The organism is Halobacteriovorax sp., assembly GCF_048381875.1.
GTDB lineage: Bacteria > Bdellovibrionota > Bacteriovoracia > Bacteriovoracales > Bacteriovoracaceae > Halobacteriovorax_A > Halobacteriovorax_A vibrionivorans.
Map to the genome: position 1 here is coordinate 765,343 of NZ_JBLXBP010000003.1, position 25,468 is coordinate 790,810.

General features: G+C 36.5%; 27 protein-coding genes. 10 read left to right on the forward strand and 17 right to left on the reverse strand.

The genetic code is table 11. The features are described from left to right. Positions 1-28: 28 nt before the first annotated feature. The gene (locus ACN5L8_RS12160) at positions 29-1,687 is read right to left on the reverse strand and encodes a SulP family inorganic anion transporter (RefSeq protein WP_419173141.1); all 1,659 of its coding nucleotides are present in this window, start codon (positions 1,685-1,687) and stop codon (positions 29-31) included. Between the two features lie 155 nt (positions 1,688-1,842). On the opposite strand from ACN5L8_RS12160, the gene cdd reads away from it, so the two are divergent. Then, a complete protein-coding gene (cdd, locus tag ACN5L8_RS12165) occupies positions 1,843-2,265 on the forward strand; it encodes a cytidine deaminase (protein WP_114705188.1) in 423 nt (140 codons plus the stop codon). On the opposite strand, the gene purB is transcribed toward cdd, so the two are convergent. The 4 genes from purB to ACN5L8_RS12185 form a co-directional block, all read right to left on the reverse strand. Beyond that, on the reverse strand, positions 2,262-3,548 hold the full coding sequence (purB, locus tag ACN5L8_RS12170; protein ID WP_120405150.1) for an adenylosuccinate lyase: 1,287 nt from the start codon (positions 3,546-3,548) through the stop codon (positions 2,262-2,264). The genes cdd and purB overlap by 4 nt on opposite strands. Positions 3,549-3,557: 9 nt before the next feature. After that, positions 3,558-4,196, reverse strand: coding sequence for a hypothetical protein (locus tag ACN5L8_RS12175; protein WP_334678249.1), 639 nt, complete (start codon positions 4,194-4,196; stop codon positions 3,558-3,560). Beyond that, positions 4,196-5,644, reverse strand: coding sequence for a TolC family protein (locus ACN5L8_RS12180; RefSeq protein ID WP_419173142.1), 1,449 nt, complete (start codon positions 5,642-5,644; stop codon positions 4,196-4,198). The genes ACN5L8_RS12175 and ACN5L8_RS12180 overlap by 1 nt, the downstream gene beginning before the upstream one ends. 93 nt (positions 5,645-5,737) lie before the next feature. After that, the gene (locus tag ACN5L8_RS12185; RefSeq protein ID WP_133296839.1) at positions 5,738-6,106 is read right to left on the reverse strand and encodes a hypothetical protein; all 369 of its coding nucleotides are present in this window, start codon (positions 6,104-6,106) and stop codon (positions 5,738-5,740) included. A 69-nt stretch (positions 6,107-6,175) separates the two neighbouring features. On the opposite strand from ACN5L8_RS12185, the gene kdsB reads away from it, so the two are divergent. From kdsB to ACN5L8_RS12215, 6 genes are read left to right on the forward strand one after another with little or no spacing between them, the layout of a single operon-like run. Beyond that, positions 6,176-6,940, forward strand: a complete 765-nt coding sequence (kdsB, locus tag ACN5L8_RS12190) for a 3-deoxy-manno-octulosonate cytidylyltransferase (RefSeq protein ID WP_114705183.1) — start codon at positions 6,176-6,178, stop codon at positions 6,938-6,940. Beyond that, the gene (locus ACN5L8_RS12195; protein WP_419173143.1) at positions 6,930-8,534 is read left to right on the forward strand and encodes a CTP synthase; all 1,605 of its coding nucleotides are present in this window, start codon (positions 6,930-6,932) and stop codon (positions 8,532-8,534) included. Before kdsB ends, ACN5L8_RS12195 begins: the two co-directional genes overlap by 11 nt. Next, complete coding sequence (gene kdsA / locus ACN5L8_RS12200) at positions 8,524-9,330, forward strand: 3-deoxy-8-phosphooctulonate synthase (RefSeq protein ID WP_419173144.1); 807 nt, start codon at positions 8,524-8,526, stop codon at positions 9,328-9,330. The genes ACN5L8_RS12195 and kdsA overlap by 11 nt, the downstream gene beginning before the upstream one ends. A 3-nt stretch (positions 9,331-9,333) precedes the next feature. Then, on the forward strand, positions 9,334-9,909 hold the full coding sequence (locus tag ACN5L8_RS12205; RefSeq protein WP_334678251.1) for a KdsC family phosphatase: 576 nt from the start codon (positions 9,334-9,336) through the stop codon (positions 9,907-9,909). Between the two features lie 11 nt (positions 9,910-9,920). After that, positions 9,921-10,175 carry a DUF493 family protein gene (locus tag ACN5L8_RS12210; RefSeq protein WP_114705179.1) on the forward strand — a complete coding sequence of 85 codons (255 nt, stop codon included), beginning with the start codon at positions 9,921-9,923 and terminating at the stop codon, positions 10,173-10,175. Then, positions 10,172-11,209, forward strand: a complete 1,038-nt coding sequence (locus ACN5L8_RS12215; protein ID WP_419173145.1) for an NAD(P)H-dependent glycerol-3-phosphate dehydrogenase — start codon at positions 10,172-10,174, stop codon at positions 11,207-11,209. Before ACN5L8_RS12210 ends, ACN5L8_RS12215 begins: the two co-directional genes overlap by 4 nt. Here the strand turns inward: ACN5L8_RS12215 and ACN5L8_RS12220 are convergent. From ACN5L8_RS12220 to ACN5L8_RS12260, 9 genes are all read right to left on the reverse strand, one after another. Continuing rightward, positions 11,206-12,888 carry a sensor histidine kinase gene (locus ACN5L8_RS12220; protein WP_419173146.1) on the reverse strand — a complete coding sequence of 561 codons (1,683 nt, stop codon included), beginning with the start codon at positions 12,886-12,888 and terminating at the stop codon, positions 11,206-11,208. The two genes, ACN5L8_RS12215 and ACN5L8_RS12220, sit on opposite strands and share 4 nt — an antisense overlap. Continuing rightward, on the reverse strand, positions 12,878-13,573 hold the full coding sequence (locus tag ACN5L8_RS12225; RefSeq protein ID WP_419173147.1) for a response regulator transcription factor: 696 nt from the start codon (positions 13,571-13,573) through the stop codon (positions 12,878-12,880). The genes ACN5L8_RS12220 and ACN5L8_RS12225 overlap by 11 nt, the downstream gene beginning before the upstream one ends. A 17-nt stretch (positions 13,574-13,590) precedes the next feature. Continuing rightward, the gene (gene phoU, locus ACN5L8_RS12230; protein WP_114705175.1) at positions 13,591-14,205 is read right to left on the reverse strand and encodes a phosphate signaling complex protein PhoU; all 615 of its coding nucleotides are present in this window, start codon (positions 14,203-14,205) and stop codon (positions 13,591-13,593) included. A gap of 10 nt (positions 14,206-14,215) precedes the next feature. Further along, complete coding sequence (gene pstB / locus ACN5L8_RS12235) at positions 14,216-14,983, reverse strand: phosphate ABC transporter ATP-binding protein PstB (RefSeq protein ID WP_419173148.1); 768 nt, start codon at positions 14,981-14,983, stop codon at positions 14,216-14,218. Next, entirely contained in the window at positions 14,983-15,843 is an 861-nt protein-coding gene (pstA, locus tag ACN5L8_RS12240; RefSeq protein WP_419173149.1) for a phosphate ABC transporter permease PstA, read from the reverse strand. Before pstA ends, pstB begins: the two co-directional genes overlap by 1 nt. Continuing rightward, a complete protein-coding gene (gene pstC / locus ACN5L8_RS12245; protein WP_419173150.1) occupies positions 15,840-16,784 on the reverse strand; it encodes a phosphate ABC transporter permease subunit PstC in 945 nt (314 codons plus the stop codon). Before pstC ends, pstA begins: the two co-directional genes overlap by 4 nt. Then, a complete protein-coding gene (gene pstS / locus ACN5L8_RS12250; RefSeq protein ID WP_419173151.1) occupies positions 16,784-17,779 on the reverse strand; it encodes a phosphate ABC transporter substrate-binding protein PstS in 996 nt (331 codons plus the stop codon). Before pstS ends, pstC begins: the two co-directional genes overlap by 1 nt. Before the next feature lie 127 nt (positions 17,780-17,906). Further along, positions 17,907-18,131 carry a hypothetical protein gene (locus tag ACN5L8_RS12255; protein WP_114705170.1) on the reverse strand — a complete coding sequence of 75 codons (225 nt, stop codon included), beginning with the start codon at positions 18,129-18,131 and terminating at the stop codon, positions 17,907-17,909. 120 nt (positions 18,132-18,251) lie between these two features. Beyond that, positions 18,252-19,262: an HD-GYP domain-containing protein gene (locus tag ACN5L8_RS12260; RefSeq protein ID WP_162929650.1), complete on the reverse strand. Its 1,011-nt coding sequence runs from the start codon at positions 19,260-19,262 to the stop codon at positions 18,252-18,254. A 221-nt stretch (positions 19,263-19,483) separates the two neighbouring features. Here ACN5L8_RS12260 and ACN5L8_RS12265 point away from each other — a divergent pair, with 221 nt between their 5' ends. Continuing rightward, positions 19,484-20,374, forward strand: coding sequence for a hypothetical protein (locus ACN5L8_RS12265; protein ID WP_114705168.1), 891 nt, complete (start codon positions 19,484-19,486; stop codon positions 20,372-20,374). Here the strand turns inward: ACN5L8_RS12265 and ACN5L8_RS12270 are convergent. Continuing rightward, the gene (locus ACN5L8_RS12270; RefSeq protein WP_114705167.1) at positions 20,371-21,378 is read right to left on the reverse strand and encodes a DUF4340 domain-containing protein; all 1,008 of its coding nucleotides are present in this window, start codon (positions 21,376-21,378) and stop codon (positions 20,371-20,373) included. The genes ACN5L8_RS12265 and ACN5L8_RS12270 overlap by 4 nt on opposite strands. Before the next feature lie 20 nt (positions 21,379-21,398). After that, positions 21,399-22,091 (reverse strand): hypothetical protein, encoded by a 693-nt coding sequence (locus tag ACN5L8_RS12275; protein ID WP_114705166.1) that lies wholly within the window; start codon positions 22,089-22,091, stop codon positions 21,399-21,401. Positions 22,092-22,236: 145 nt separating this feature from the next. Here ACN5L8_RS12275 and ACN5L8_RS12280 point away from each other — a divergent pair, with 145 nt between their 5' ends. After that, positions 22,237-23,934: a S8 family serine peptidase gene (locus tag ACN5L8_RS12280; RefSeq protein ID WP_419173152.1), complete on the forward strand. Its 1,698-nt coding sequence runs from the start codon at positions 22,237-22,239 to the stop codon at positions 23,932-23,934. A gap of 94 nt (positions 23,935-24,028) precedes the next feature. Here the strand turns inward: ACN5L8_RS12280 and rpmB are convergent, their stop codons facing one another. Then, positions 24,029-24,265 (reverse strand): 50S ribosomal protein L28, encoded by a 237-nt coding sequence (gene rpmB / locus ACN5L8_RS12285; RefSeq protein ID WP_419173153.1) that lies wholly within the window; start codon positions 24,263-24,265, stop codon positions 24,029-24,031. Between the two features lie 238 nt (positions 24,266-24,503). On the opposite strand from rpmB, the gene ACN5L8_RS12290 reads away from it, so the two are divergent. Next, positions 24,504-25,463 (forward strand): hypothetical protein, encoded by a 960-nt coding sequence (locus tag ACN5L8_RS12290; RefSeq protein WP_419173154.1) that lies wholly within the window; start codon positions 24,504-24,506, stop codon positions 25,461-25,463. The last annotated feature ends 5 nt before the right edge of the window (positions 25,464-25,468 follow it).

Genomic DNA, 25,468 nt, shown 5'->3' on the forward strand with positions numbered 1-25,468 from the left:
TAAAATCAAGTCTTTGTACAGTAAATTCTTAGTCATCTAGTCGATCATCAGCAATATGTGTCGATAAATCATCAATTACTGATAATTCCACGATATTTGATGCTTTGTCTAATAGCAATTGGCAGTCTTTACTTAAGTTAAGTAAATGAAGTTTTTTTCCAACTTGCTCGTAACGCTCAGTGATATTTTGTAGGGCCTCAATTCCTGAATGATCCCAAACTTTTGAGTTATCAAAGTCGATATAAACGTGTTCTTTATCTTCTTTAAATTCAAAAAGGTCTTTAAAAGAAGTTACTGAACCGAAGAATAATGGGCCTTCTAATTCATAGAATGTTCCTTCTTTTTTATCTTCTCTTTTTGCATGCATTGTTTTTCCGTGTTCCCATGCAAAAACTAAAGCTGAAACAATAATACCAACAGCAACCGCCACTGCTAAGTCAGTTAGAATCGTTACAACTGAAACGAGGATAATAACAAATAGGTCTGACATCGGAATCTTTTTAAAGAGTCTTAAGCTTGACCACTCAAATGTTCCAATAACAACCATAAACATAACACCAACAAGTGCACCAAGTGGAATCATCTCAATTAGAGGGGCGCCAAAGAGTACAAATAGTAGGAGAAGAATAGCTGCTGTGATTCCTGAGAATCGACCTCGTCCACCACCGCGAATATTAATCATTGATTGTCCAATCATGGCACAACCACCCATTCCGCCAAAGAATCCATTAACGAAGTTTCCAATTCCTTGACCAATACATTCACGATTTCCTTTTCCTCGAGTATCAGTTAGTTCATCAACAAGTTGAAGAGTCATAAGGGACTCAATTAAACCAACTGCGGCCGCAAGAACAGCATATGGAAGAATGAAAGTAAAAGCATCCATTGTGAATGGTACATATGGAATTCTAAAAGATGGAAGACCTGCTGCAATCGTTGTAATTGATTTATCTTGATCTTGAACAAAGTCGAGAACTGTTCTTACTAGTCCTGGATTTGCTTCATTTATAAAGTAGCCAATGACTGTTGAGAGAACGATACCTGCTAATGTGGCAGGTATGGCCTTTGTTAATTTTGGTAAGAATACGCTTACTCCCATTGTAAGGGCTATTAGGCCACACATTGTCATTAGTTGAGGTGATGGTAGAAGTTCTCCTCCCATTGTAAACTGACTAAATTGCGCCTTAAAGATAATAATCGCTAGACCATTTACAAAACCCAACATAACAGGATGTGGTACAAGGCGAATGAACTTACCAAGTTTTAATATCCCACAAATGATTTGAATCAATCCCATTAAAATAACGGCAGCAAAAAGGTAGTTTAGCGCATTATCCATGGCCGCATCAAACGTCATACCTTGTGACTTACTCATTTCCATTACTTTATACACTAGTGGTGCAAAGATAACTGCAACTGCTCCTGTTGCACCTGTGATCATTCCTGGTCTACCTCCAAAAATCGAAGCGAGTAATCCCATCATGAAAGCTGCGTAAAGACCTACTTTTGGATGCACACCTGCAACAAAGGCAAAGGCAATCGCTTCAGGAACTAGTGCTAAGGCAACAGTTAATCCTGAAAGGAAGTCGTTTTTGAGGTTTTCTGGTTTCTTTACAATTAATTGAACAAATTTGTTCTTCAGTGAAGCACTTACATCTTCACTATGCTTGATTTTATCAGCTGACATCTCTCTTCCTGTTCTAAATGATATAAGGCTAAATCATATATTACTTGATGCATTGTTTAAAGTAATTATCTATTGAGTTTTACCGATTATTCAATGTGGACTAAATAAATTCGCTCAAATATTGTGCTCTTTCTTTTTTCGTTTATAATGAAACTATGAAAATTAATGAAGAACTTACAGAAAAATTTAAAGAAGCTTACGATGTTGCCCTAAAGGCAAGAAGTCAAGCTCATGCTCCATATTCAAAATTTCAAGTTGGCTCGGCCTTAAAAATTGAAGGCGTTGATCAATGTATACCTGGCTGTAATGTTGAGAATGCAAGTTATGGTGGAACAATTTGTGCTGAAAGAGGAAGCATCCTTTCAAGTGTTGCCAATCACGGCAAGAAAAAATTCGAATATATTGTCGTTGTAACCGACCAAGAAGAGCCTGCGGTTCCATGTGCTTTTTGTCTTCAGGTATTGTCTGAGTTTGTTGGCCCTGACTTTCCAATTTATCTTGGAAACCTAAAAGGCATCACTAAAGAAGTTCTTTTTAAAGAACTGCTACCACATCCGTTTACTGAGTTTACAGTTTAACAGCGCTGGAAAACTTCTTTCGTGTGAGCACCATAGATTTCTAGATCATTTAGTCCTGCTAGACTTTTAATAAGCTCTTTGTCGGACTTATCATCTAAGTTCTTTTCTAGGTACTCAAAGAAACCATTTCGGTCTTTGCTTTCAAACGAAGCACTCTGAACTACGCGGTAAAGATCCTCACGAGTATTATTTGAGACCTCAATTAACTTATGAAGTACAAAGCTTGATAGGTGTTTGAAGTTTGCAGTTACTTTTGAAAGCATGGCCTCTTTATCCACAACAAGATCTTCAATTGTACTAGTCATTCTCTCTATAGAGTAGAAGAGTATTCCAAACATATCTGGTAAATAAAATCTTTCTGAGCTTGAATGGCTAATATCTCTTTCGTGCCATAAGAGAGTATTATCCATGGCAATTTGCTGATAAGAGCGAAGCATTCTGGCCATTCCTGTTAGGTTTTCACTAGAGATTGGGTTCTTTTTGTGTGGCATTGTGGAAGATCCTTTCTGTCCTTTTTTAAAGCCTTCAAAAACTTCTGCAACATCAGAGTGTTGAAGATGGCGAATTTCAATACAAAGTCTTTCTAGGGCGCAACCAAATAGTGAGATAATAGATGTCAATTTTGCATGTCGATCCCTTGGGATAACCTGTGTTGATACAGATTCTACTTGAAGATCAAGTTGCGATAGAACACGCTTTTCAATTTCAGGAGTAATGATCGTGTAATTTCCAACTGCTCCTGAAATTTGACCAGTAAGCTCATTATTGTAGAAGTCTTTAAGGTCATTGAATCTTCTCTTAAATTCACAGTAGTGACCTCTTAATTTTTGCCCAAAGCTCATTGGCTCAGCAAAAATCCCATGTGAGCGGCCAATGCATATTGTATCTTGATGCTCTAGGGACTTGTCTTCAAGAGACTTAAGAAGCTTTTCAAAAATTGGAAAAGTACGTTCTAGAGTTTCTTTTATTTGAAGAGTTAGTGCTGTATCGATTACGTCTGAAGAAGTCACACCGTAGTGAAAAAACTTTCCTTCATTGGTTTCTAGTTGTTCTGTGATTGAAGTACAAAAAGCAATAACGTCATGGCGTGTTTCTTTTTCTATTTCTTTGATTCTCTCTGGACTGACAGAAACAGTATTGAGTTTATTAGAGAATTTATTTTCAATTAGTCCTGCTTCTTCAAGTGCGACGACAAGGGCCTTTTCAACTTCAAGGAATTTCTCAAATTTAAATTGGTCTGTCCAAATTTCACTAATTTCTGCTTTGTTATATCTTTCAATCATATTTATTCCCTAAAATATAAAACCAAGTCCTGCTTGTGCGCTAACCCAGCTTGCAGTTGTTTCAACTGGTGTTGTGTCATCTGAACTCTTAAGTGCCATTAAGTTATAAATGAAGCGAAGAGAGAAGTGGACTCCTCCAGATGCTCGCCAGATTAATCCATATCCTGCGTTAAAACCAAGCCCTGCTAGATCAACACCAAACGCTTCACTATCAGCTAAATTATAAGTGATATTAGTCTGAATCTCATCGTAAATAGAGTTAATATTGATGAAGTCATTTATAAGAATTGATCGACGGCTTAAGCCTGCACCAATAGAGTAGGTACTTAAACTTGCATCAATATTATCAAAAGAAGTCACCGCTGCCACGTCTAGTGTGTTGAGGGCTCCATATAGGGTGTAGGATAGATCTGATGAATAAAAAGTAAGGGTTCCACTAATTGTATTTGTGCTAGAGAATTCACTCATATTAGTAATAGCACCAAAGCTAACTTCTAGTGAAAAGTTATCATCTTTTGCATTATAGGATTCTAATTCATATCCATAGTCCTCTTCAACAATCTTTATGTCTGAAAATTGTGAAAGTCCTTGAGCAAAGGGCGTATTAGATAAAAGAAATGAAGATAAAATAATTAGTAGTTTTTTCATTATCGACCTCCACCTTTAACGATGGCCTTATCAAATGTTTGGTCCGGTAGGTTTTCAACTCCGATGATCTGTGCAAGTTCAATTCTTTTAACAAGATATTGATACTTAAGAATAGACTCACGATTTAGTGATTCATAGTAATCTTCCATGGCCATTTGGTATTCCAGAAAACGAGTCTTTCTTTTTGAATATTGATTTAGTGCTGTATCCATTCTCTTTTTAAGAGAATCATTACGGCTTTTTATAATCTCTAATTGCTCTACTGTTGAGTTTAGAAAATTGAAGATATTAACGATGGCCTCTTCAACCTTTCTTCTTGTAAGGCTTAAGTTATATACGGCCTTCTCTTTTTCTAGTCTGGCATTGGCAACTTTTCTACGGTTAAATAGTCCACCATCACCAAATAAGGTCCAACTCGCGTTTAAGCTAGCAACAAGATCAATATTTGAATCACCGGCAGAGCTTGTATAGTAGTCTGTCCCGACATTTGAACCACTGAAACCGTGAGCATAAGTTCCAAAATTTACTGAAATCTTTGGTAGGGGAAGATTATCTCTTAAAGCGATTTCATATTCTCTTGCTTTTATATTTGAATCCACTTGGCGATCGAGAATAAAAGGAGAAAACTTTCTGGCCGTTGCCATGGCATTCTCGCGACTATAAGTCGTTTTTGAATACTCATAATCATCTTTTATGAGGTAGAGAGTTCCAGGAGCATCGTCTAACAGCTTTGCCATATTTTCATTTTGAATTGCTTCGTTAGTTTTTGCTCTTGTGTAATGCTCTTGGGCCCTTAAGTATTCAGAGCGTGCTTGGTAGTATTCGTGTTTTGTGATCTTCTTTTGCAGGACTTTCTCACGGTTAAGACGATACACAAGCGTTGCACTTTGTAGGTACTGACGAGTTATGACCTTCAAGTCTTTTGCGTGAATGAGTTCAACATATTGGCGAACAAGCTCCTGTTTGAATTCACGTAGATCTTCCTTGTCTCTTTGTATCTCTCTTTCAAGTGATTCTTTTTCATTTTTAAAGTTTAAGTAATCCTTTCCCCAGTTAAATAGAGTGTATTCTCCCAATTCTAAGGCCAGGGCACCACTTGCATCTTTGGTTATGCGACTTGCGCTTTCACTTCCTGTCTTAAGAGTTCCAATTCGTTGTGGGTTTAGCTGAAGAGTAATTTTTGGATTTGGTGTCCAAAAAGATTCTTTTACATCTTTCAACTTATTCTTTGAGATCTCAATATTCTTACGTCGAATAATATTGGCCTGGTATTTTCTCATCCCTTGCTCAATGACTGTTCCGAAATCGAGTGGGCGATAGGTTTGTGTTGTGGTTGAGTCATTTGCCTCTTGAATGAAAATCTCTGGAGATTGTTCATCATCTATAGCATGTAAATTATTGGTATAGAGCAAGCAAAAGGCGATAATAATGCCTAAAGAACGTGTCATATAAGAAATCCCTCTCAAATATAAATAAAACTTTATAATGTGTGCATGAAAATTATGTCTTGCATGACTCGAGATGGCAAATTTTAAGGTTATTTAGAGTGTCAGGCCAGGGCAGCCACGACGAACGATTTGTTCTTCAAGTTTAATGACTTTCAGATTGGTGATCTTTAATTCTTGAATGACTTTATATTGATTGGCACGCAGCTTCTTTGCAATGGAAACTTTATTATCTGGTGCATCCTTAAGTAGATTCTTGTTGCGATCCAAGAGAAAGAGTAATCTTTGGCGATGTTGAACCTTATCCTGTCTTTGTTGCATTAGGTCGTCACATCTTCTCGAAATTGATGGATCAGTAATAATAGATTCTGAAACACTTTGGGCCATTGTATTGGCAACAAAAATCATGGAACTCAATAAAATGAAGGGAAGAATGGCGTCTTGCGCAAACTTGAAGTATTTCATAGATTTATAATATCACACTTTGCAACGGCCCTTAAGTTTTGATAATATTTACTGTCAAAAAGGTAAATAATGAACTTAAAAGCTTTGGTATTAATACCATCAAGATTCGCCTCGACTCGCTTCCCCGGAAAACCACTTGCACAGATCAATGGTAAGGCCATGGTCTCTCATGTATACGATGGATGTGCTCCAATTGCAGATGTATTTCCAGGTTCTAAGGTTTGTGTCGTAACGGATAATGATGATATCGAAAAAATGTTAAAAGAAAGCGGACGTAATGTTGTTCGAGTAGACGATGATGTTCCTTCCGGAAGTGAGAGAATCTATCTCGCTTATGAGCGCTTTTTTAAAGATGAAAAATTTGATTTTGTCATTAATGTACAAGGTGATGAGCCGCTTATTAAAGCAGACCTCTTAAAGAACTTGATAGAGATTCATCACGGACAAAACTTTGATGTGGCAACTGTGATCAAAGAGATGTCCATTGATAACGATCACGAAGATTATTTGAATCCAAATAAAGTGAAGGCCGTCTTCTCAAAAGAGAAGAATATTTGCCACTACTTTACTCGTAGTCCTCATCCTTTTAATCGTCAAAAACAAGCAGGCCTAAATTGGTATCTGCATATTGGGATTTATTCATTCAGACCAGAAGTTTTAAAGAGCTTTTGTTCTCTAGGTGAGTCAACAAACGAAAGAATTGAATGCCTTGAACAATTACGCCTACTAGATAATGGGCATACTATTGGGGCGGCCATAACAGATATGACATTATGTGGAGTTGATACTCCAGAAGATATTCCATTTGTGGAGGGAGTAATTAATGGCCAATAGCCAAAAGAAGTATATTTTTATTACAGGTGGAGTTGCTAGTTCCCTAGGGAAAGGTTTAGCTGCAGCTTCAATTGCATCACTCTTAGAAAGACGTGGGATTCGTATCAATATGCTAAAGATGGATCCTTATATTAATGTTGATCCGGGAACAATGAGTCCAACTCAACATGGTGAAGTCTTTGTCACTGATGATGGTGCTGAAACTGACCTCGACCTTGGCCACTATGAGAGATTTACTTCATTAACTCTTTCAAAGCAGTCAAACTTCACAACTGGTCAAGTCTATTTAAAAGTTATTGAACAGGAAAGAGAAGGGAAGTATCTGGGGAAAACGGTTCAGGTCGTCCCTCATGTTACTGATGAGATTAAGCGCCGAATTCATTTGGCCGCTGATGATGCCGATATTTTAATTGGTGAAATCGGTGGAACAATTGGTGATATTGAATCTCTTCCATATGTTGAGTCAATTAGACAATTTGCTCATGATGTTGGGCAAGAGAATGTTCTCTTTGTTCACCTTGTTCTAATCCCATACCTAGATGCAGCGGGAGAGTTAAAGTCAAAGCCTGCTCAACACTCTGTTAAAGAATTGAGATCGCAAGGTTTATTCCCACATGTGATTATTTGTCGAAGTGATCGAGAAATTGAAGAGTCAATTATGGATAAGATTTCTCTTTTCTGTAATGTTCCTAAAGAGAATGTTTTTCAATCATTAGATCTTGATTCTATTTATAAAGTTCCTCTAAATTTCCACGCTCAAGGTTTAGATGAAAAGATCACTCAAATCTTAGGGATTTGGTCATCATCACCAAAAGTTGCTGACCTTGAAAAGGTTGTTTACAACTTTAATAATCCGTTAAGAGAAGTAAAGATTGGTATTGTTGGAAAATATACTGAACTAGTTGAATCTTATAAGTCTCTTGATGAAGCACTTAAGCACGGAGCTCTTGCTCATCAATTAAAGCTTGTTCCTGTTTATGTTGATTCAGAAGAAATTGAAAAGAAAGGTGCCGATAAACTTCTTTCTGATGTTCAAGGTGTTCTTGTTCCTGGTGGATTCGGACAAAGAGGAACTGAAGGAAAGATTGCGGCCATAAAATATGCTCGTGAAAATAAGATGCCTTTCTTTGGTATCTGTTTAGGGATGCAATTAGCAATCATTGAATACGCGAGAAATATTTGTGGATTAACTGAAGCAACTTCAGAAGAGTTTAATACAGGTGGTGACCACCTTGTTCATTATATGGAAGGACAAACTCGTGACGGAGCAAAAGGTGGAAGTATGCGCCTTGGAAGTTACGATTGTGAACTACTTGATGGAAGCCGTACTAAAGAAATTTACGGACAAAAGAATATTAAAGAAAGACACCGTCACCGTCTAGAAGTTAATAACTTCTACGTTGAAAAATTAAAAGAGAATGGCCTTATTATTAGTGGCCGAAATCCAGAGCTTGATCTTGTTGAGACAATTGAAATTAAGGATCACCCTTTCTTCATTGCTTGTCAGTATCACCCTGAGTTTAAATCGAGGCCATATGCGGCCCATCCAATTTTTAGTGAATTTATAAAAGAGGCAGATAAGTATGGAAAATAAGAAGTTTGATTTATTTATGGGGACTTGTGTAATCGAGTCTGAACAAATGTGTATGGACGTTTGCGGAAGCTTATTAGAGATGCTTAAGCCAGTAATGGATCAAGTGAACTTCTCTTATAAGGGAAGTTTTGATAAGGCCAATCGTTCTTCAATTAGCTCTTTTAGAGGACCAGGTCTTGAAAAAGGTCTTCTGATTCTTGAAAAAGTTAAAAAAGAATATGGAGTTCAATTGATTACTGACTTCCATACAGCGGATCAAGCAGATGCTGTGGCAAGTGTTGTGGATACAATTCAAATCCCAGCATTCCTATGTCGTCAAACAGATATGATTCTTGCAGGAGCTCAAGCGTGTAAAAAGCATGATGCTCAACTTAAGATCAAGAAAGGCCAATTCCTTTCTCCTGAAGAAACGGGAAATATTGTTACAAAAGCTGAAGAATTTCTTTCAAAAGATAAGATCCTTCTTACTGAAAGAGGGACGTCATTTGGCTACAATAATCTTGTTGTTGATATGGCAAGTTTTCAAATTATGAAGTCATTTGGTGTTCGTGCTATTCACGATGCCACTCACTGTGTACAAAGACCAGGTGGATTAGGGACGGCAACAGGTGGAAAACGTGAACAGATTTTAACTCTCGCTCAAGCAGCTGTTGCCGCTGGTGCTGATGGAATCTTTATGGAAGTTCACCCTAACCCAAATGAAGCAAAGTCTGATGCAGCAACGAGCCTTCCTCTTGATAAGGCCGGGGCCATAATTGAGAGACTATTAAAAATAAGAAAAGCAGTAACGGAATAATTAATGGATTTATTTACAAAAGCACAAGAATTTAAAGACAAATTAAAAGATATCAAAGTATTAGCATTTGATATTGATGGTGTCCTAACGCCAGGGCATGTTTGGTATCAAGATGATGAAATGGGCTTTAATCGCTCATCTCATACTTCTGATGGATATGCGCTAAAGCTTCTTATGAGAGCAGGTTTTAAAGTTGGTGTTATCTCTGGAGGAGCATCAAAAGGTGTGCAAGAGCGCTTTGTAAATAATCTAAAACTAGACTTTGCTTTTTTAGGTGATGAAGATAAGCGAGTTGCTTTTAAGAAAGTCTTAGATCTTGGCTTTGAACCTCATGAAGTTCTCTTTATGGGTGATGAATTCTTTGATGTACCACTTTTAAAAGCCGCTGGTTTTGCCGCTACAACACCTCATGCCTCACATGAAATCCAAATGTTTTGTGATTATGTGACTCAGAGAGAGGGTGGTCATGGTGCCGCTAGAGAGATGATTGATATTTTTCGCTACGTACATGGAATTGTTCCCGAGGTTTTAGACTTCGATGACAAACCAATTGATTTTAAATCGAGCTGGCCAAAGTAGGAGTTGATATAATGGATATGGAGAAGTTAAAAGGCCTATTAAATGATCAATACGATTGGCCTGCAGAATATAATTTTAAATTTATCGGAAATGATAGCAACCGAGATGAATTAATTATGGCCGTTGGCGCAGAGCCACACCATGAAAGACCGTCTAAAACAGGTAAGTATATTTCTTTTACTTTCAACGTCAAATGCAATAGTGCAGATGAAGTGTTAACAATTTATGAAAGAGTTTCTCGCCTTCATGGTATAATGTCTCTATGACAAAAATTTATAAGACAGCACTAGTTGTTGGCGCGGGTGCTTTTGGAACATCAATTGCTTCAATCCTTGCCAATAAATTTGAACATGTAATTTTAAAAGTTCGATCAGAAGATGTTTATCAAAATATCAATGATGATCGTGAAAACTCAGTCTACCTTCCTGGTATTAAACTTGATGATAATATCAAGGCCATCATCGAGTGGGATGAGTTTGATACGAATTTTGAGGATGATCTAGAACTTGTTGTATCAGGTCTTCCGACTCACGGAATTCGTACCTTCTTTAGCGAAAATCTCGATCGCTTTGAAGGCTATCTTAAAAGAGAAATTCCTATTATTAGTTTATCTAAAGGGATTGATCCAGAAACTCTTGAGTTAAGTGATGACCTCTTTAATGATTTCTTCCCACAATATCGTGACTATATTACTTTCTTATCTGGCCCAAGTTTCGCAAAAGAAATAATGGAAAAACAGATTACTCTAGTCACAATTGCTGGACGATCTAAGAAAGTTCTAATGGATATCGCAACAAAGCTTGATACTCCATATTTTAAAGCACTTCCTAGCTATGACATTAAAGGTGTTCTCTTAGGAGGAGCACTTAAGAACGTTCTTGCTATTGCTGGTGGTATTGTTGAAGGTCTAGGCTATAACCACAATACTCGTGCGGCCATGATTACACGTGGAATTGTGGAGATGCTTCGCTTTGGAAAAGTCTTTAATGCACGTCCTGAAACATTCTATGGGCTAAGTGGAATGGGGGATTTAATTTTAACGACTACTGGTGGCCTCTCAAGAAATAAGACCTTTGGATTAGAGATTGCAAAAGGGCGTAAGCCACTTGAGATCATTAATTCTCAGCGTACTGTTGTTGAAGGTTATAAGACGACGAAAGCTGCTTTTCTTCTAGCTGAGAAGTACGATATACGAGCTCGTATTTTTAAAGGGCTTTATGAAGTCCTTTATAATGATGCTAATGTTGAAGAGGTTTTAGAAAAACTTATGAAGGCACCAATTAAGTTTGAAATTGATTAAGATTCAATGACTTTATTTGGAAAGAAGATTGTAAACTTCGTTCCTTCATTAAGCTGACTTTCAACGTCAATGATTGCACCCATCTTTTGTGCTGAATGCTTTGTGATAGCAAGTCCAAGTCCCGTTCCACCAGTATTTATGCTACGAGAGCTATCGACACGATAAAAGCGCTCAAATATACGAGCGATCTTATCATTTGGAATACCAACCCCTTGATCTTGAACACTAATATATGATCCATCTTTATTTGAAGAATAATTGATAGTTATTTGTGTTTTTTCAAGAGAGTACTTAATGGCATTTGTAATTAAATTTGAAATACAGTGATAGAGTAGTCTCTTATCTGTATTTAAGGTTTTAAGATTATCTTCATTAATTTGAATCGAAATATCTTTTTCATTGAGTTTTAATTGGTAATCATTTATTAGTGCATTAATAAACTCTGGGATATTAATTTCTTCGACTTCGATCTTTCCTTCGTTTTCAATTTTTGAAAGAGATAAAATACCATTAATTAACTCGTCTAGGCGATCAACGTTCTGAGAGATGATATCCAAGATCTCGGCTTGATCTTTATCTTCATTAATTGATTGTAAAGTTTGAGAGTATCCCTTTATAGAAGTAAGGGGAGTTTTAATTTCATGTGAGACATTTTCAAAGAAGTCTCTTCTCATATTATTTACATCTTGAAGCTTTGTAATATCGCTAAAGTAAAAGAAAAGTTCATAGTTTTTCTTTTTTGATTTGATATTGCTTGTTTTGAGTTGATAGACGTGATTACTACCTTCGACACTTTTTAATTCTACTTGAGAGTTGTGAATTAAGTGGGCGTTATAACCACTCTTTCTAATGAGATTGATAAAGTCATAGTCTCGAATAATGTTAATAATTTCTACTCCGCGATACTTTCCATTAAATGAAGAGAAGGTCTTGCGAAAAGAGTCATTTGAAAAAACAATTATTCCTTTATTATCTGTTGCGACAACGGGGTCATCAATTGAGTTTAAGATGACAGAGTAGTATTGTTTTGTATTAAAGATCTCTAATTTTAATTCTCTTCGTTTATTAAAGTTCTTTTGTGATTTTGATTCAATATAGTCCCAGTAGTCGCGGCTATCGCTTGTGTCGATTTTATTCTTCATTCTAAATAGTTTGAATAAACTATATAGAGGTGAAAAATAGTGCTTGAAAAGAAAGAATTGTCCTGCCAGAAAAAGGAAGCCAAGTATGCCCATGGCCAAGAAGAGTTTAGAAAATACTCTTTTTGACATTAACTTCAAGGCATCTGATTTTATTTTTATAAAGAGAGTATAGACCTTTTCTTTTGAAGTAATTGTTTCGTGATAAAAGATATGATCTTCTTCACTTCTATAAGATCCTGGATTTAGTCCTTTGAACTCATTGATCTTAAAGTTAGTTTCACCACAACGAATTGTTCTATTTGCATTGAGTATATAAAATTGTGAGCGAGGAGATTTATACTCACACATTTTTGATATATTATTTTTTTTGAATAAGCTGAGTTCTTGTTCAATTATTGAATGAATAAAGTTATCTTTAAAATTTCCAATAAAGACAACGCCCATAACGAGTAGAGAGATACAAAAAAGTATCGTTTGATAGAAGATGATATCGTTTAGGAATTTTATTTTAAGAAAATTAAAAAAGTTATTCTTCACTTTTTACTCGATAGCCAATTCCTCGAACTGTTTCAATAACTTTAGATTTCTCACCGAGTTTCTTTCGTAAGGCAAAAACATGTGTGTCAACAGTTCGATCTGTTACATATATATTTTCACCCTTTATTAAATCGACAATTTGCTTTCTTGTAAACACTTTCCCCGGACTTGATATGAGTACACAGAGGATTTTAAACTCCGAAACTGTTAACTTAACGAGCTTTTCATCAACTTTTGTTGTCACGCTTTCAGTGTCGACAGTAATTCCCATATGTTGAAAAATCTTACTGCTGTGCTGTGCGTCTTCTTTTGTGATAGCTTCAATTCTTCTTCTTAGACTTGTGACACGGGCCTTAAGAACGCCAATATCAAAAGGTTTCGTGATATAGTCATCGGCCCCAGCATCAAGTCCTTCAATGATGGATTCGCTTGATGTTAAAGCTGTTACAAAAAGAATCCCGGCCGTTGTTAGAGCTTTTGGGCCTCTGATGTAGCGACAAATTTCAACACCAGTTAGATCCGGTAGCATTCGATCGAGAATAAAGATTTCATAGTTATTTGAATCGATACAGGCAATGGCGCTATTTCCTGTTGGTGCGATGTCGTAATCGATACCTAGGCTCTTTAAGTTTACACCAATTAGTTTAGCAATCGAGTTTTCATCTTCAACAATAAGGGCCTTCATAATTTAACCTTTATAATCTAATCTTCAGAGTGTCTAATATCCTGTCCTGATTCTAGGAAAATGATATCTTCACAAATATTTGTAGCGTGGTCACCACAGCGCTCAAATATTTTTGAAACGCGAATAATAGCAAAACCTTCGTCGACTTCAGCTTTTCCTTCTTTTAATAATTGGTAAAACTTCTTAACAAGATCTCTGTGAAGAGAGTTAACTTCCTGATCCGCTTTAATTACGTCTGTTGCCATCTTTGTATTATTTGAAGCAAAGGCAATAAGACTTTTTCTTACCATTTCTAAAACTTCTGCTTGAATGATCGTGCAGTAGTCACGATTAGTTTCGACTCTCATTAAGTAACGTTTTAAGTTAACTGCCTCATCACCAAGTCTTTCAAGCTCTGAGTTTATTTTCATAATTGCAAGGGCCGTACGCAGATCAATTGCAGTAGGGGACTTCAGTGCAATAAACTTAAAAACATGGTCATCAACTAGTTTATGATATTCATTAATTTCATGTTCTAATTCATGAAGCTCTTCAATCTTTGAATCTTCTTGAACGGCTACGTGAAGAATCTTCTCCACAACAGCGGCCATTTCGGTAATATCTTTTCTAAGTGTTTCAACTGTTAAATCCATGGCCTACTCCTTAACCAAAACGACCCGTGATATAGTCTTCTGTTTTCTTTTCTTTTGGGTTAGTAAATACATCACTACTTAGGCCGTGCTCGATAAGCTCACCTAAGATGAAGAAGCTTGTATAGTCTGCAATACGAGCAGCTTGTTGCATATTGTGAGTTACAACAATTACCGTATAGTCCTTTTTTAATTCACTCATCAGATCTTCAATTTTACCCGTTGCAATTGGATCAAGTGCAGATGTTGGCTCATCCATTAGAACAATTGGAGGGTTCGTTGCAAGAGTTCTAGCAATGCAAAGTCTTTGCTGCTGTCCACCTGAGAGAGAAGTTCCTTCTTGGTGAAGCTTGTCTTTTACCTCATCCCAAAGAGCTGCTTTTGTAAGACAATTAAAAGCAATTTCATCTAATTCACTTTTCTTCTTCTTTCCCCAAAGACGTGGGCCAATAACAACATTGTCATAAATACTCATGGCCGCAAATGGATTTGGCTTTTGAAATACCATCCCAATCTTGCGACGGATTTCAACAGGATCTGCGTCTGGTGCGTAAATATCTTTACCATCTAATATGACTTCTCCAGATACGCGTGCACCTTCCACTTCTTCGTGGATACGATTTAAGGTACGGATATAAGTTGATTTACCACAACCTGATGGGCCAATAATGGCATTAACCGTATTCTTCTCATATTTTAGGTCGATTCCCTTGACTGCTTGAAAGTCAGCAAACCATGCTTGAATATTATTAACTTCTAAAATGATATCGCTATTAGACATTATGATTTCCTCACAAAGAATTTTTTAAGCTTCTTTGTATTAAATAAAAATTTCGCACTTAAATTTAGTCCCAGAACAATAATAATTAAAGTAAATGATCCGGCCCAAGCTTGTTGTTGCCAATCTTTATAAGGACTTATTGCATAATTATAAATTTGGACAGGAAGGGATGCCATTGGGCCTGTCACTTCGAAGCTTAAATACATACTTCCAAAAGCTGTAAAGAGTAGTGGTGCTGTTTCACCAGCAGCACGAGATATGGCCAGGATAACCCCTGTTGTAAGAGAGTTTCTAGAGCCTCTTAAAATTATATTCCAAATAACTCGCCATCGAGGTAACCCTAGGGCCAACCCTGCTTCTCTAACATGTCTTGGAATAAGTTTTAAAATCTCTTCAGTTGTACGTGTAACAATTGGTAAAATGATAATACTCAGAGCAAAAGCACCTGCTAGGGCAGAAAACGATTTAAAGCTAACAACAAATATTAAATAAGAAAAAATACCGACAACAATTGATGGAACACCTGTTAAGAGGTCAATTGTAAAGCGTAGGCTTTGCGCAATTTTTCCTTTTCCGTATTCACTTAAGTAGACACCACATAATGTCCCTACAGGAACAGCTATAAATGAGCCTAGGGCAACCATCATTAGTGTTCCGATGATTGCATGTCTCATTCCGCCTCCAACTTCTCCTACAGGTTTAGGATCATTTAGAAAAAAATCTAAGCTTAACGAAGTGGAACCTTTTTGTAGAAGGAAAACGAAGATTAGAATAAGTGGCATTATTACAATGAGAGAACTTAGTATTAAAGTTCCTCGAAAGAGTTGGTTCTTTATGACTCTTTTTTTGGATAGTTTCATTTCTTACTCCTTCCTTTAGTTTGTCTCCATACAATTGTTCGTGCAATTAGATTGACGACAAAAGTGACGACAAAAAGTAGAAGACCAACTAGGCACAGTGCTGATAGGTGAAGATCACTTTCAGCTTCTGCATATTCATTTGCCATAACTGAGGCCATTGTTGAAGCCGGGGCAAATATTGATTTTGATATTTGAGGTGTATTTCCAATAACCATTGCCACGGCCATTGTTTCACCTAAGGCACGTCCAAGGCCAAGAACTAATGCACCAACGATACCTGAAAAGCTTGGCTTAAGTACTGCAATTTTAATCATTTCAAATTTAGTCGCCCCAAGCCCTAAAGCTGCCTCTTTATGTAGAATACTTACAGAGCGAAAAACTTCTCTTGCTACAGAAGTAATCGTTGGGATGATCATTATCGCTAAGATGATTGATGCAGTTAAAATACCGATTCCAAAACTTGGACCTTGAAATAGAGGTAGAAATCCTAGAATTGATTTTAGAGCAGGTGTAACAGTATCTTTTACAAAAGGAGCTAAGTAATAAAGTCCCCAAAGACCAAAAATAATACTTGGCACCGCTGCAATAAGTTCAACAAATGTCCCTAAAATATTTGAAAGGGATTTTGGAAGGTATTCTGTAATATAAAGTGCTACACTTACACTTACTGGCCCTGCAATTAAAAGTGCAAGTAGAGATGTTACAACCGTTCCAAAAATAAAGGGAAGAGCTCCAAACTCATCATCAATGGGATTCCAGAAGTCATCTGTGATAAAAGCAAAGCCAAATTCATTAAAGGCTTCGCGACTTGCAAAGAATAATTGTCCTATCATAATAAGTAGGAGAACAATTACAACAAGTGAAAAAAATCTTAGTGTAGTATAGGCCATCTTATCCTGATAACTAGGAGATGATGGCCTGAAGTCTTTTAATAATTTCATTAAAGAGATTTTACCTTCTTAACAACCTTTTTGGAAAGTTCTTCTGGTAATGGAGCGTAGAAAAGCTCTTTTGCGTAATTTTGACCTTTAGTTATGGCCCATTCTACAAATTTATAGATCTCGACTCTTTTTTGGTCCTTCTCAACCATTGGTAAAAGAATATAAGTTAAGGCACTAATAGGATATGCATCTTTATCGGCACTATTGATTAGTGAGCCAGTTAATTCCTTACCTTTTGGAGTAAATCCTTTGGCCGATGCTGATACAGCTTCAACTGTTGGATTAATGTAGACACCTGCTTTATTTTTTAGAGCAACTGTTTTGATATTATTCTTTCTGGCGTGAGCAAGATCCATATAAGTGATAGTGCCAGTAGTGTTTTCTACCATTGAAGTTACACCATCATTTCCTTTTGCTCCTATTCCTGTTGGCCATCTTAGTGACTTTCCAGTTCCAACTCTTTGCTTCCATTCTGAACTTACGTCGACTAGGTAGTCAGCGAAATTCTTCGTTGTTCCTGAACCATCAGCACGGCGAACAACTAGAATATCACTTTCAGGAAGTTTTATTTCTGGATTTAATTTTTGAATTTGTGGAGCATTCCACTTTGTGATTTTACCAAGGTAGATATCTGCTAAAGTTGGGCCATCAAGTTTAAGCTGATCTTTAACTTCTGGGTGATTATAAGCAATCGCCACTGCACCTAGAACCATTGGAACGTGAAGTACTGGCCACTTTGCTTTCTTCTTATCTTTTTCTTTCATTGGAGCATCAGAGGCACCAAAATCAACTGTTTCTTTAATTAGTTGGCGAATACCTCCACCTGATCCAATTGGCTGATAATTGAATTGTACGTCAGGATTTTGTTTTGAGTATTCTGAAAACCATTTTGAGTAAATGGCATATGGGAATGAAGCACCAGCAGCATTAATTTTCATTGCATGAGCACTTAGTGCAGATAGTGCGGCACAAAGTATAATGAGCTTTTTAATCATTTTATGTCTCCTCGAATATAGCTAAATGTGTGTTCTCACTAAGAAATTTAGCATAGGGAGAAAAGGGTGTTTATTAAGATTTTGTTAAGAAAACAGTAGGGCAGACATTGCTGCCCCACGATATAATTTATTGAAGTGTATTTGAAACGTAAAGTCTAAATGACTTATCTTGGTTGCGACGAATTGTGCAAATTCCTTCTTCTCTTTTGTTGATTAAGTAATCGTAATAATCTGGAAGAGTATCTTGGATCTCAAGGATAGATTTTCCTTCGTGCTCACCAAAATCGATAAAGACGTTTTCTTCTGCAATTATTCCCGTTACCGGGCTTACTGGAATTTGTTGACTGGCCATGTTCCCTCCCTGGAGCATTTAGCAATTGTTGAATTTAAATATATGTAATTAAAAATATATTAACCTTATCCTTGGTTAGTTATTATTTTGAAATATTTGAAACGTTATGAAAAGTTTTTTTTACTTGACTGATGTTGTAAAGAAATTGCGAAAGTAGTTAATGATAATTTTAAATTCGTGTGGGTACTCACTTCCAATATGTGAACGTATTTTCTCTAAGGCTTCAAAGATTGATAAAGCCTCTCTATAAGGGCGTGTTGAGATCATGGCCGCAACGATATCACAGACGTTAACCATGAGCGTTTCAAAACCTGTTACAGTCAGGTTCTTGATATGTTGATTATCAGTGTCGTATTTATCGATAATACTGAACGTGTGATGGTTTTCAATGACCTTCATATGAGCAGGTGAGAGCTGAATCCTTCCTTGCAGAATTCTTGCAGAAATAATTGGGTGTTTCGCAAGTAGGACTTTATCCATCTCAGAAAGATTCTCTTTATCGAATTTATCAATAGGAATGGCCGACATTCCAATGTCCTTAAAGTAACTTGTGATAAAAAAGTTCTCAATATCTTTATCATTGTAGAGTTGAGATGTTTTCAGAATCCCTACGAGAAAGATTGAGGAAAGTAGGGGTTGAGCAAAAATATAATGATGCCCTTGGGCCGCATAGTAACGATATAGTGGCTCGTGCATCTTTGGGTTCTTTATTAGAAAGTTGGCGAGAACCTTTAGACTTTGATACTGAAGATTTAATGCATTATCATCCGTTGGATCTTCAAAGAGATAGCGAAGATTAATGGTAATAAGATTGAGCTGATTTTTACAATTTTGATATGTATCACCCATTGAAAAGGATCTTGTTACCTGTCTTAGGGTATTTTGTTGTAATTCCTTTAACTCTTCTCTTTGCTCATTACTTGCAAAGACTATAGTATGACCTCTTTCAATCATTTCCTTTAAAGTATCGTTAGCAACATAGGTGCCACGATATAGTGAATGCTTAAATTTACCATCTTCAAAGATAAAAACATCACATGGGGTTGTCGGGATATTAAAGAGCTCCCTTATTGTAAAAGGTGTGAGGTTTAGGGCCAAATGGGATTTTCGGAAAATATCCAATGCATTCATGATCATATTATAACTTAAGTAACCAAAATCATTAAATACCAATGAAAATAGGCAATAATTCGCTTTTATTGCCAAGTGGGGAAAATGGTCAATTACAGTATCTAAATTATTGAAAATAAAGGCTTCTATTAGAGAGTTAAGCAATCCACTCGTTTTAATTAACCAGATTGCTATAGTGGGGAAATACGAAGAAATAAATCGTTGACCAGTAGAGGGCGGATATGAGCGCATTAAAGAATTTAGAAGAATATATTGCAGATCCTAAGTTATTTGAATCTATTCAATTATTTGATGACGGCCCATATAGTCTACATTGGTCAAATTGGTCGAAATTAATCGAGGCCATGAAAGATCGTCACTCAAGTGGTATTTCTTCGATGAGTATCAGTGAAGTTAAAGAAGAACTTGAAGCTTTTAAAGAGATTCCAGTTTGGTTAGTAAATAAGAAAGGTGAGATGGAGACAACTCTATTTGATCTCTATAACTTCTATATTGACCCGAGATTAAAGCATCTTTGGTTTGATGTGAATAAGCAAACACTAATATCTCTAAAGCATAAGGCCGGTCCATTTATGCATCTGCATTCAATGAGATGGGTTGATTATGATATTTATAAATTATTTGTCTATGATCGCTTACTGACAAACCTATCATTAAGTCATCGTGACTTCAGAATGAACACAAATCTTAAGGCTAAGTTTTCATTCTGGAATTCTATATTAAAACCTGTTGATGGACAGATTGTGCAATTGAGTCGCAAGGGAATCCTTGTATCAATTGAGGGGCACAAGAATTTTTTAAGTTTATCACAGGCCGACCAAATTTCCCTTAGTGCTGAGGTTGGGGGACTCCTTAGCGCTAATGGGAAAACTTATGAAGAACTTGATGAGGCCATCTGCCAAAGTAAGAAGAAGAGTATAAAGATAGATTTTGATGATAATATCTTTAGCGACTTAAATGCTTTGGAAACATGTAAAGGTGAGACTTATTACATCTTTGTTCCATTTTCAAAATTTCCAATCCGACACCACAGAGTAGGTAAGGCCATTCAACATGTTATTGATGAAGTTGAAGGTGTAGCGTCTGAAATTCTTAATAAGTTAATAGCTTAGTAAATTATCTTATTGAGTGGACTTGGTCTAAAGCTTCTTATTCTTTTGTAGAGTACACTTAGGTATTCCTTACTTACAAGGAACGGGTGTTCTCTATTTGAGGCACGAATAATAAAGTTTTCTTTTTTCTCAATATTTAAGTCTGGTAGAGAAGTTAATACCCATGAAAGGTCATATTCAATCTCTTCTCCTGATTTAATTTTTACAATAACTTTATAATATGGCTTCTTTAGGTAGCGCTCAATTCTTTCATTCATTTTATCTGTTCTCTTATCTAAAATAAGATTCGATTTGAAGCTCGTTAATTTAACAAGAAAGTCTTGGACTAATTCATCATTTAAAGCATTATTTCCAGATATCCATATGTCATTCTTATTTCTCTCAAAAGCAAAACGCAGTTTTCCTGAATTTATAACAGTAATTGCCGTAATATCACTTGGAGCATAACTAAAGACTCGTGAATCAATTAGAGATGGAAGGTCTAGTTTTTCCAGAGAGAACTTTACAGCGTTTACGTGGTAGATAGCATTATCACTATCACTCACAACATAAGTCGAGTTATCAATTGGATTAATTAGTCCAAAAGAGATTGTTTCATCAATTCCATCCTCATTCTTTAGAGTAATAGTTGAAGTTGGATTATCGAGAGAGAAGTTTGATAAATTGATAGGGTCTTTTGGAAAGATCTTTTTTATTTTTACATTCTTTAGTGAATCGAGAAGCTTTGTGATTGTCGCTTCATTGGCATTAATTCGTCGAGGCTGAGTAATAATCCATTGGCCATTATTCTTTGCAAGACTAAATCGTCCTAGGTTTGATGCAAGAGAGAGACTATCTACGTCATCAATTTGATCACTTGTGAAAAGAAACTGTAGATTCGAAAGTTCTTTTGAAGTTATCACGGGTGCTTGAAAAAACTCGCTTATAACAGCTCCAAATAGGAGAGTCACAAAGAGAATTGAAACAAGGCTTGCTGAGAAATAGTTACGTCTAATATTTTGCATAAGAAATTTTAGAATTCTTATTAGAGATCGTCAAAGATATCCAGCTCGTCATCATCATCTCCTCCTGCTGGTGATGCCGGAGTCGCATTTACTGACTTTGGAGCCTCTTGGGCCACTTCTGGTTCAAATGACTTAATAAAGTTTCTAAGAAGAGTTCTTTCACCCTCTTTAAGAAATGTGAACTTTATCCCTGTACGGTAGGGTAGAGAAGCGTTGGAAATAATACGACTTTTCATATTAAAAGTTCGCGAATAAACAACGATTCCATTTAGGATAATACGATTTGGTATTTGGATATCAACAACGATTGATTGACCCTGTGTGAACTCTCGTTCACAGAAGAAATACATACCTTCCATGTAGAGTTCTGATAACAATAAATTCCCACTAAAAAGCTTTTCTTTTGGTAGATCGGGAATAAATTGCTTGATAACTTTCTTCTCATTTATCGGAGTAACATTGTCGGTTTCTTCTCCATTCATTGCTGCATCTGCCAGTGCTTGAGGATCAAGTTCGTTGTTATCATCTTCAACTTCTTCAGCAACAGGAAGCTCACCTTTGTCTTTGTAAATTTCGATTAGGTCTTCTAAATCAGGCTTTTCGCCTTCTTTGTAGCGAAGACGAACGGCCTCTTCTACTTCAGATCGAAGAGTCCAGACTTTTACTGGTATTCTTTTTATAAGGACTGGGTCGTTACTTTTTCCGTGTATCATTAACTAACATTTTCTCACATTTTCAATATTTTGTATCTTTTGAAATTTTTGCCCTTTGAATGGTGGTAAACTAGTTAGCAGACATATTTTTAGTCTTAGTATGGTCTCCTTATGGAAGGGGAGATAAAGGATTAGGAGGATCTTAATGAGTATTAAATCTATTTTAGCGCCAGCTATTATTTCAGCAATGGCACTTTCACCACTTGCAGCTGATCATGTTCCAGGAGAACTGATTGTAAAGCTTAAGAAAGATGTTGCAGCAGAGAACTTTTTTGGACATTCACTAACGGGAGCATCACTTGATCGTCGTATCGAGCTATCATCAGGTGACCTTTATGTTGTGAAGTTTAATGAATCACTTGTTTCAATTGACACTCTTGCAAAGCAAATGAATGAAAGAGCAGAAGTTGAATATGCTGAGCCTAACTTCATTTACGAAATCGTAAAGCCAATTGTGCACACAAATGTTCTTGATGAAATTCTAAACTATCAAGATGCTTCTGATAATGGTGCATACTATACACCAGCAGATGCTAAGTTTGGAAAACTTTGGGGACTTAGAAACACTGGTTCTAATGGGCCACGTGGTGTAAATGCTGTCGAAGGTGCTGACGTTGATGCACTTAAGGCATGGGAAATCACAAAAGGTGATCGCGCAATTAAAATCGCTGTAATCGATACAGGGATTGATTACAACCACCCAGATCTAAGAGATCAAATGTGGGTAAACGAAGCAGAAGCAAATGGTCAGCCAGGTGTTGATGATGACGGAAATGGTTATGTTGATGATATCCATGGTTATGACTTCGCTAATAATGACGGTGATCCTATTGATGGACATTCTCATGGTACACACTGTGCAGGAACAATCGGTGCTTCACACAACGCTATTGGTGTTGCTGGTGTAATGAGAGATGTTCAATTTGTAGCGGTTAAGTTTTTAACTGATAGTGGTTCAGGTTCAACTGAAGCTGCGATCAAGTCAATTGATTATGCTACAAAAGTTGGTGTTGATATTATGTCAAACTCTTGGGGAGGGGGCGGACGCTCTGAAGCTCTTCAAGAAGCAATCGAAAGAGCTAATGATGCAGGTATCGTATTTACGGCCGCAGCAGGTAACTCTTCAACTGATAACGATTCAAGACCACACTACCCATCAAACTACAATGTTGATAACGTAATTTCAGTTGCTGCAACAACAGCTGCTGATGAACTAGCAAGCTTTTCTTGTTACGGACGTTCAACAGTTCATATTGGTGCTCCAGGGCATGAGATTCTATCAACTGTTAAAAATGGTGGATATGCTTCTTACTCGGGAACTTCAATGGCAACTCCTCATGTATCAGGTGTAATTGGTCTTTTCCTAGCTGAAAATAAGGATCTAACTCCACTACAAATCAGAAATAAAGTTATGGTAACTTCTGATCCAGTAGCGGCACTTAGAGGTAAGACTATTAACTCTGGACGTATTAACGCTTACAATCTTTTAACGAATACAATTCCTGAAAGAAACGAGCCAAATCCAGAAGATTGGCAAACAGTTGATGCTCCTCTTTTTGAGTCAGCACACCCATATTCAGAAAATGAAGTTATGGAAACTGTTTACGAAGTTGAAGGTGCAAAATTCATTCGTCTAAGAATTCGTAAGTTTGACCTTGAGAATCGTTATGACTACATCGAGATTAGAGATGCTAAAGGTACTTTAATTGAGAAGGTAACTGGTAGCGGTGAGAACTACACTTCTTTCTTTGCTGAAGGTGGAACACTTAAATTAACATTTAAGTCAGACCGTTCAGTTCAGAAGTGGGGATTTGTTATTGATCAAGTTGATGTTCAATACTAATTTGTTTTAAGTAAACGGCCATAAATAAAAAGGCCAGCTAAGTGCTGGCCTTTTCTATATCTAAATGACTTAAAGTCTTAGAATTAAAATCTAATTAAGCGCTCCAAAGGTGCTTGTACTTCTTAAGGAACTTAGAAAGAGATCCAACTTTATCTAGAGTTCTAATTGCTCTAGTTGAAAGTCTAAGCTTAATTGTTTCACCTGTTACAGGATCATATACTCTCTTTGTTTGAAGATTTGGTTTTTGAGTCATTTTGCTTCTGTTCTTAGCGTGAGAAACTTTATTACCAACAAGTCTTCTTTTTCCAGTTAAATCACATGTACGTGCCATCACTTCATCCTTATTTATATAAACTCTACATTAATATTTGGGTTATTAGGTTGTAGAATATAAACATATCGTCATAAAAGTGCAACCATTTTTGTGCAAAATGAGCAATATCTTATGGTTTTTACAAGTAGTTATCAAAGAATCTTGGACATAGCAAAACGCTGTCGATATCATATTAGTTATAAATAACTAATTTCAGGTAGTTATCCTCTTAAAAGGAAGAGGAGGGGTTGTAAGATTGAAAAAACGTATTTTATTGTTTTTCATAATTCTAGTCGCTATGTCGGTGAGCTACTTCCTATACCACTTCTATCAGGATGATTATCTACCACAGAAGGTTAGGGGTCATTACGAATCTGAAGATCAAAAAGAACTCAAACCTTTTTCAAATAATACTCCTAAAAAGAAGTTTGTTCCACGAAAGCAATTCCATGAAGATAATGAGTATAAAAGAAGTGATGATCAAGTCGTCACAATTGAAGGCCTGCCTGCAGGAGAACTTGCACAATTAGGTGGCGAAATTCAAAAACTTGAGATGCTCAACTTAGATTGTGAAAGGAGTATCAACTCAAATCTGCCACCATCACAAATTATCGATCCAATTAATTCTTCTTATTTTCAAAACCCAGATGAAGTTATAATGAATCTTAAAAGAGCTGTAACTTTTTATAATGATGTAAAGGCCAGGCAAGAGGCGCTTCGTTTTGTGGAAAAAGCTGAGTACGCATTATCTTCTTATGAACAAGTAAGCGCAACAGACTTTGGAAAGATCTTGAGGGCCCCTCTTGTATGTCGTCAGTCCAACTTAACGATTTTCTTTGAGTCTATTATTGAGTTAGCTGAAGAAGGTGAGTTTAGCGCGATTCAAAAAGAAAATATTGTGGGCTTTATGACAACCGAAATCTTTAAGTCTCTTTCTAACGACTACTTACAAGATAATATTTTAATGCATCTGACACTTTTAAAAGGTGTAGGACTCTTATCTGGGGCGGATCAGTCTTATTTTACTGAGCTAGAGTCAATTTATGATGAGTTGAGAGCAGTCTATTCATCTGTTTATGAAGCACCTGAAACAGATAATTTAAAAGTCGTTAATCCTGGTGATGTATATATGGAATACCAAGCAAGGCAGAAGCAGTCAGCCGCCCGAAGTTTAGAGTTAATTGATAATTACTTAGATATTTATCTTCAGTTTTAAGAGGT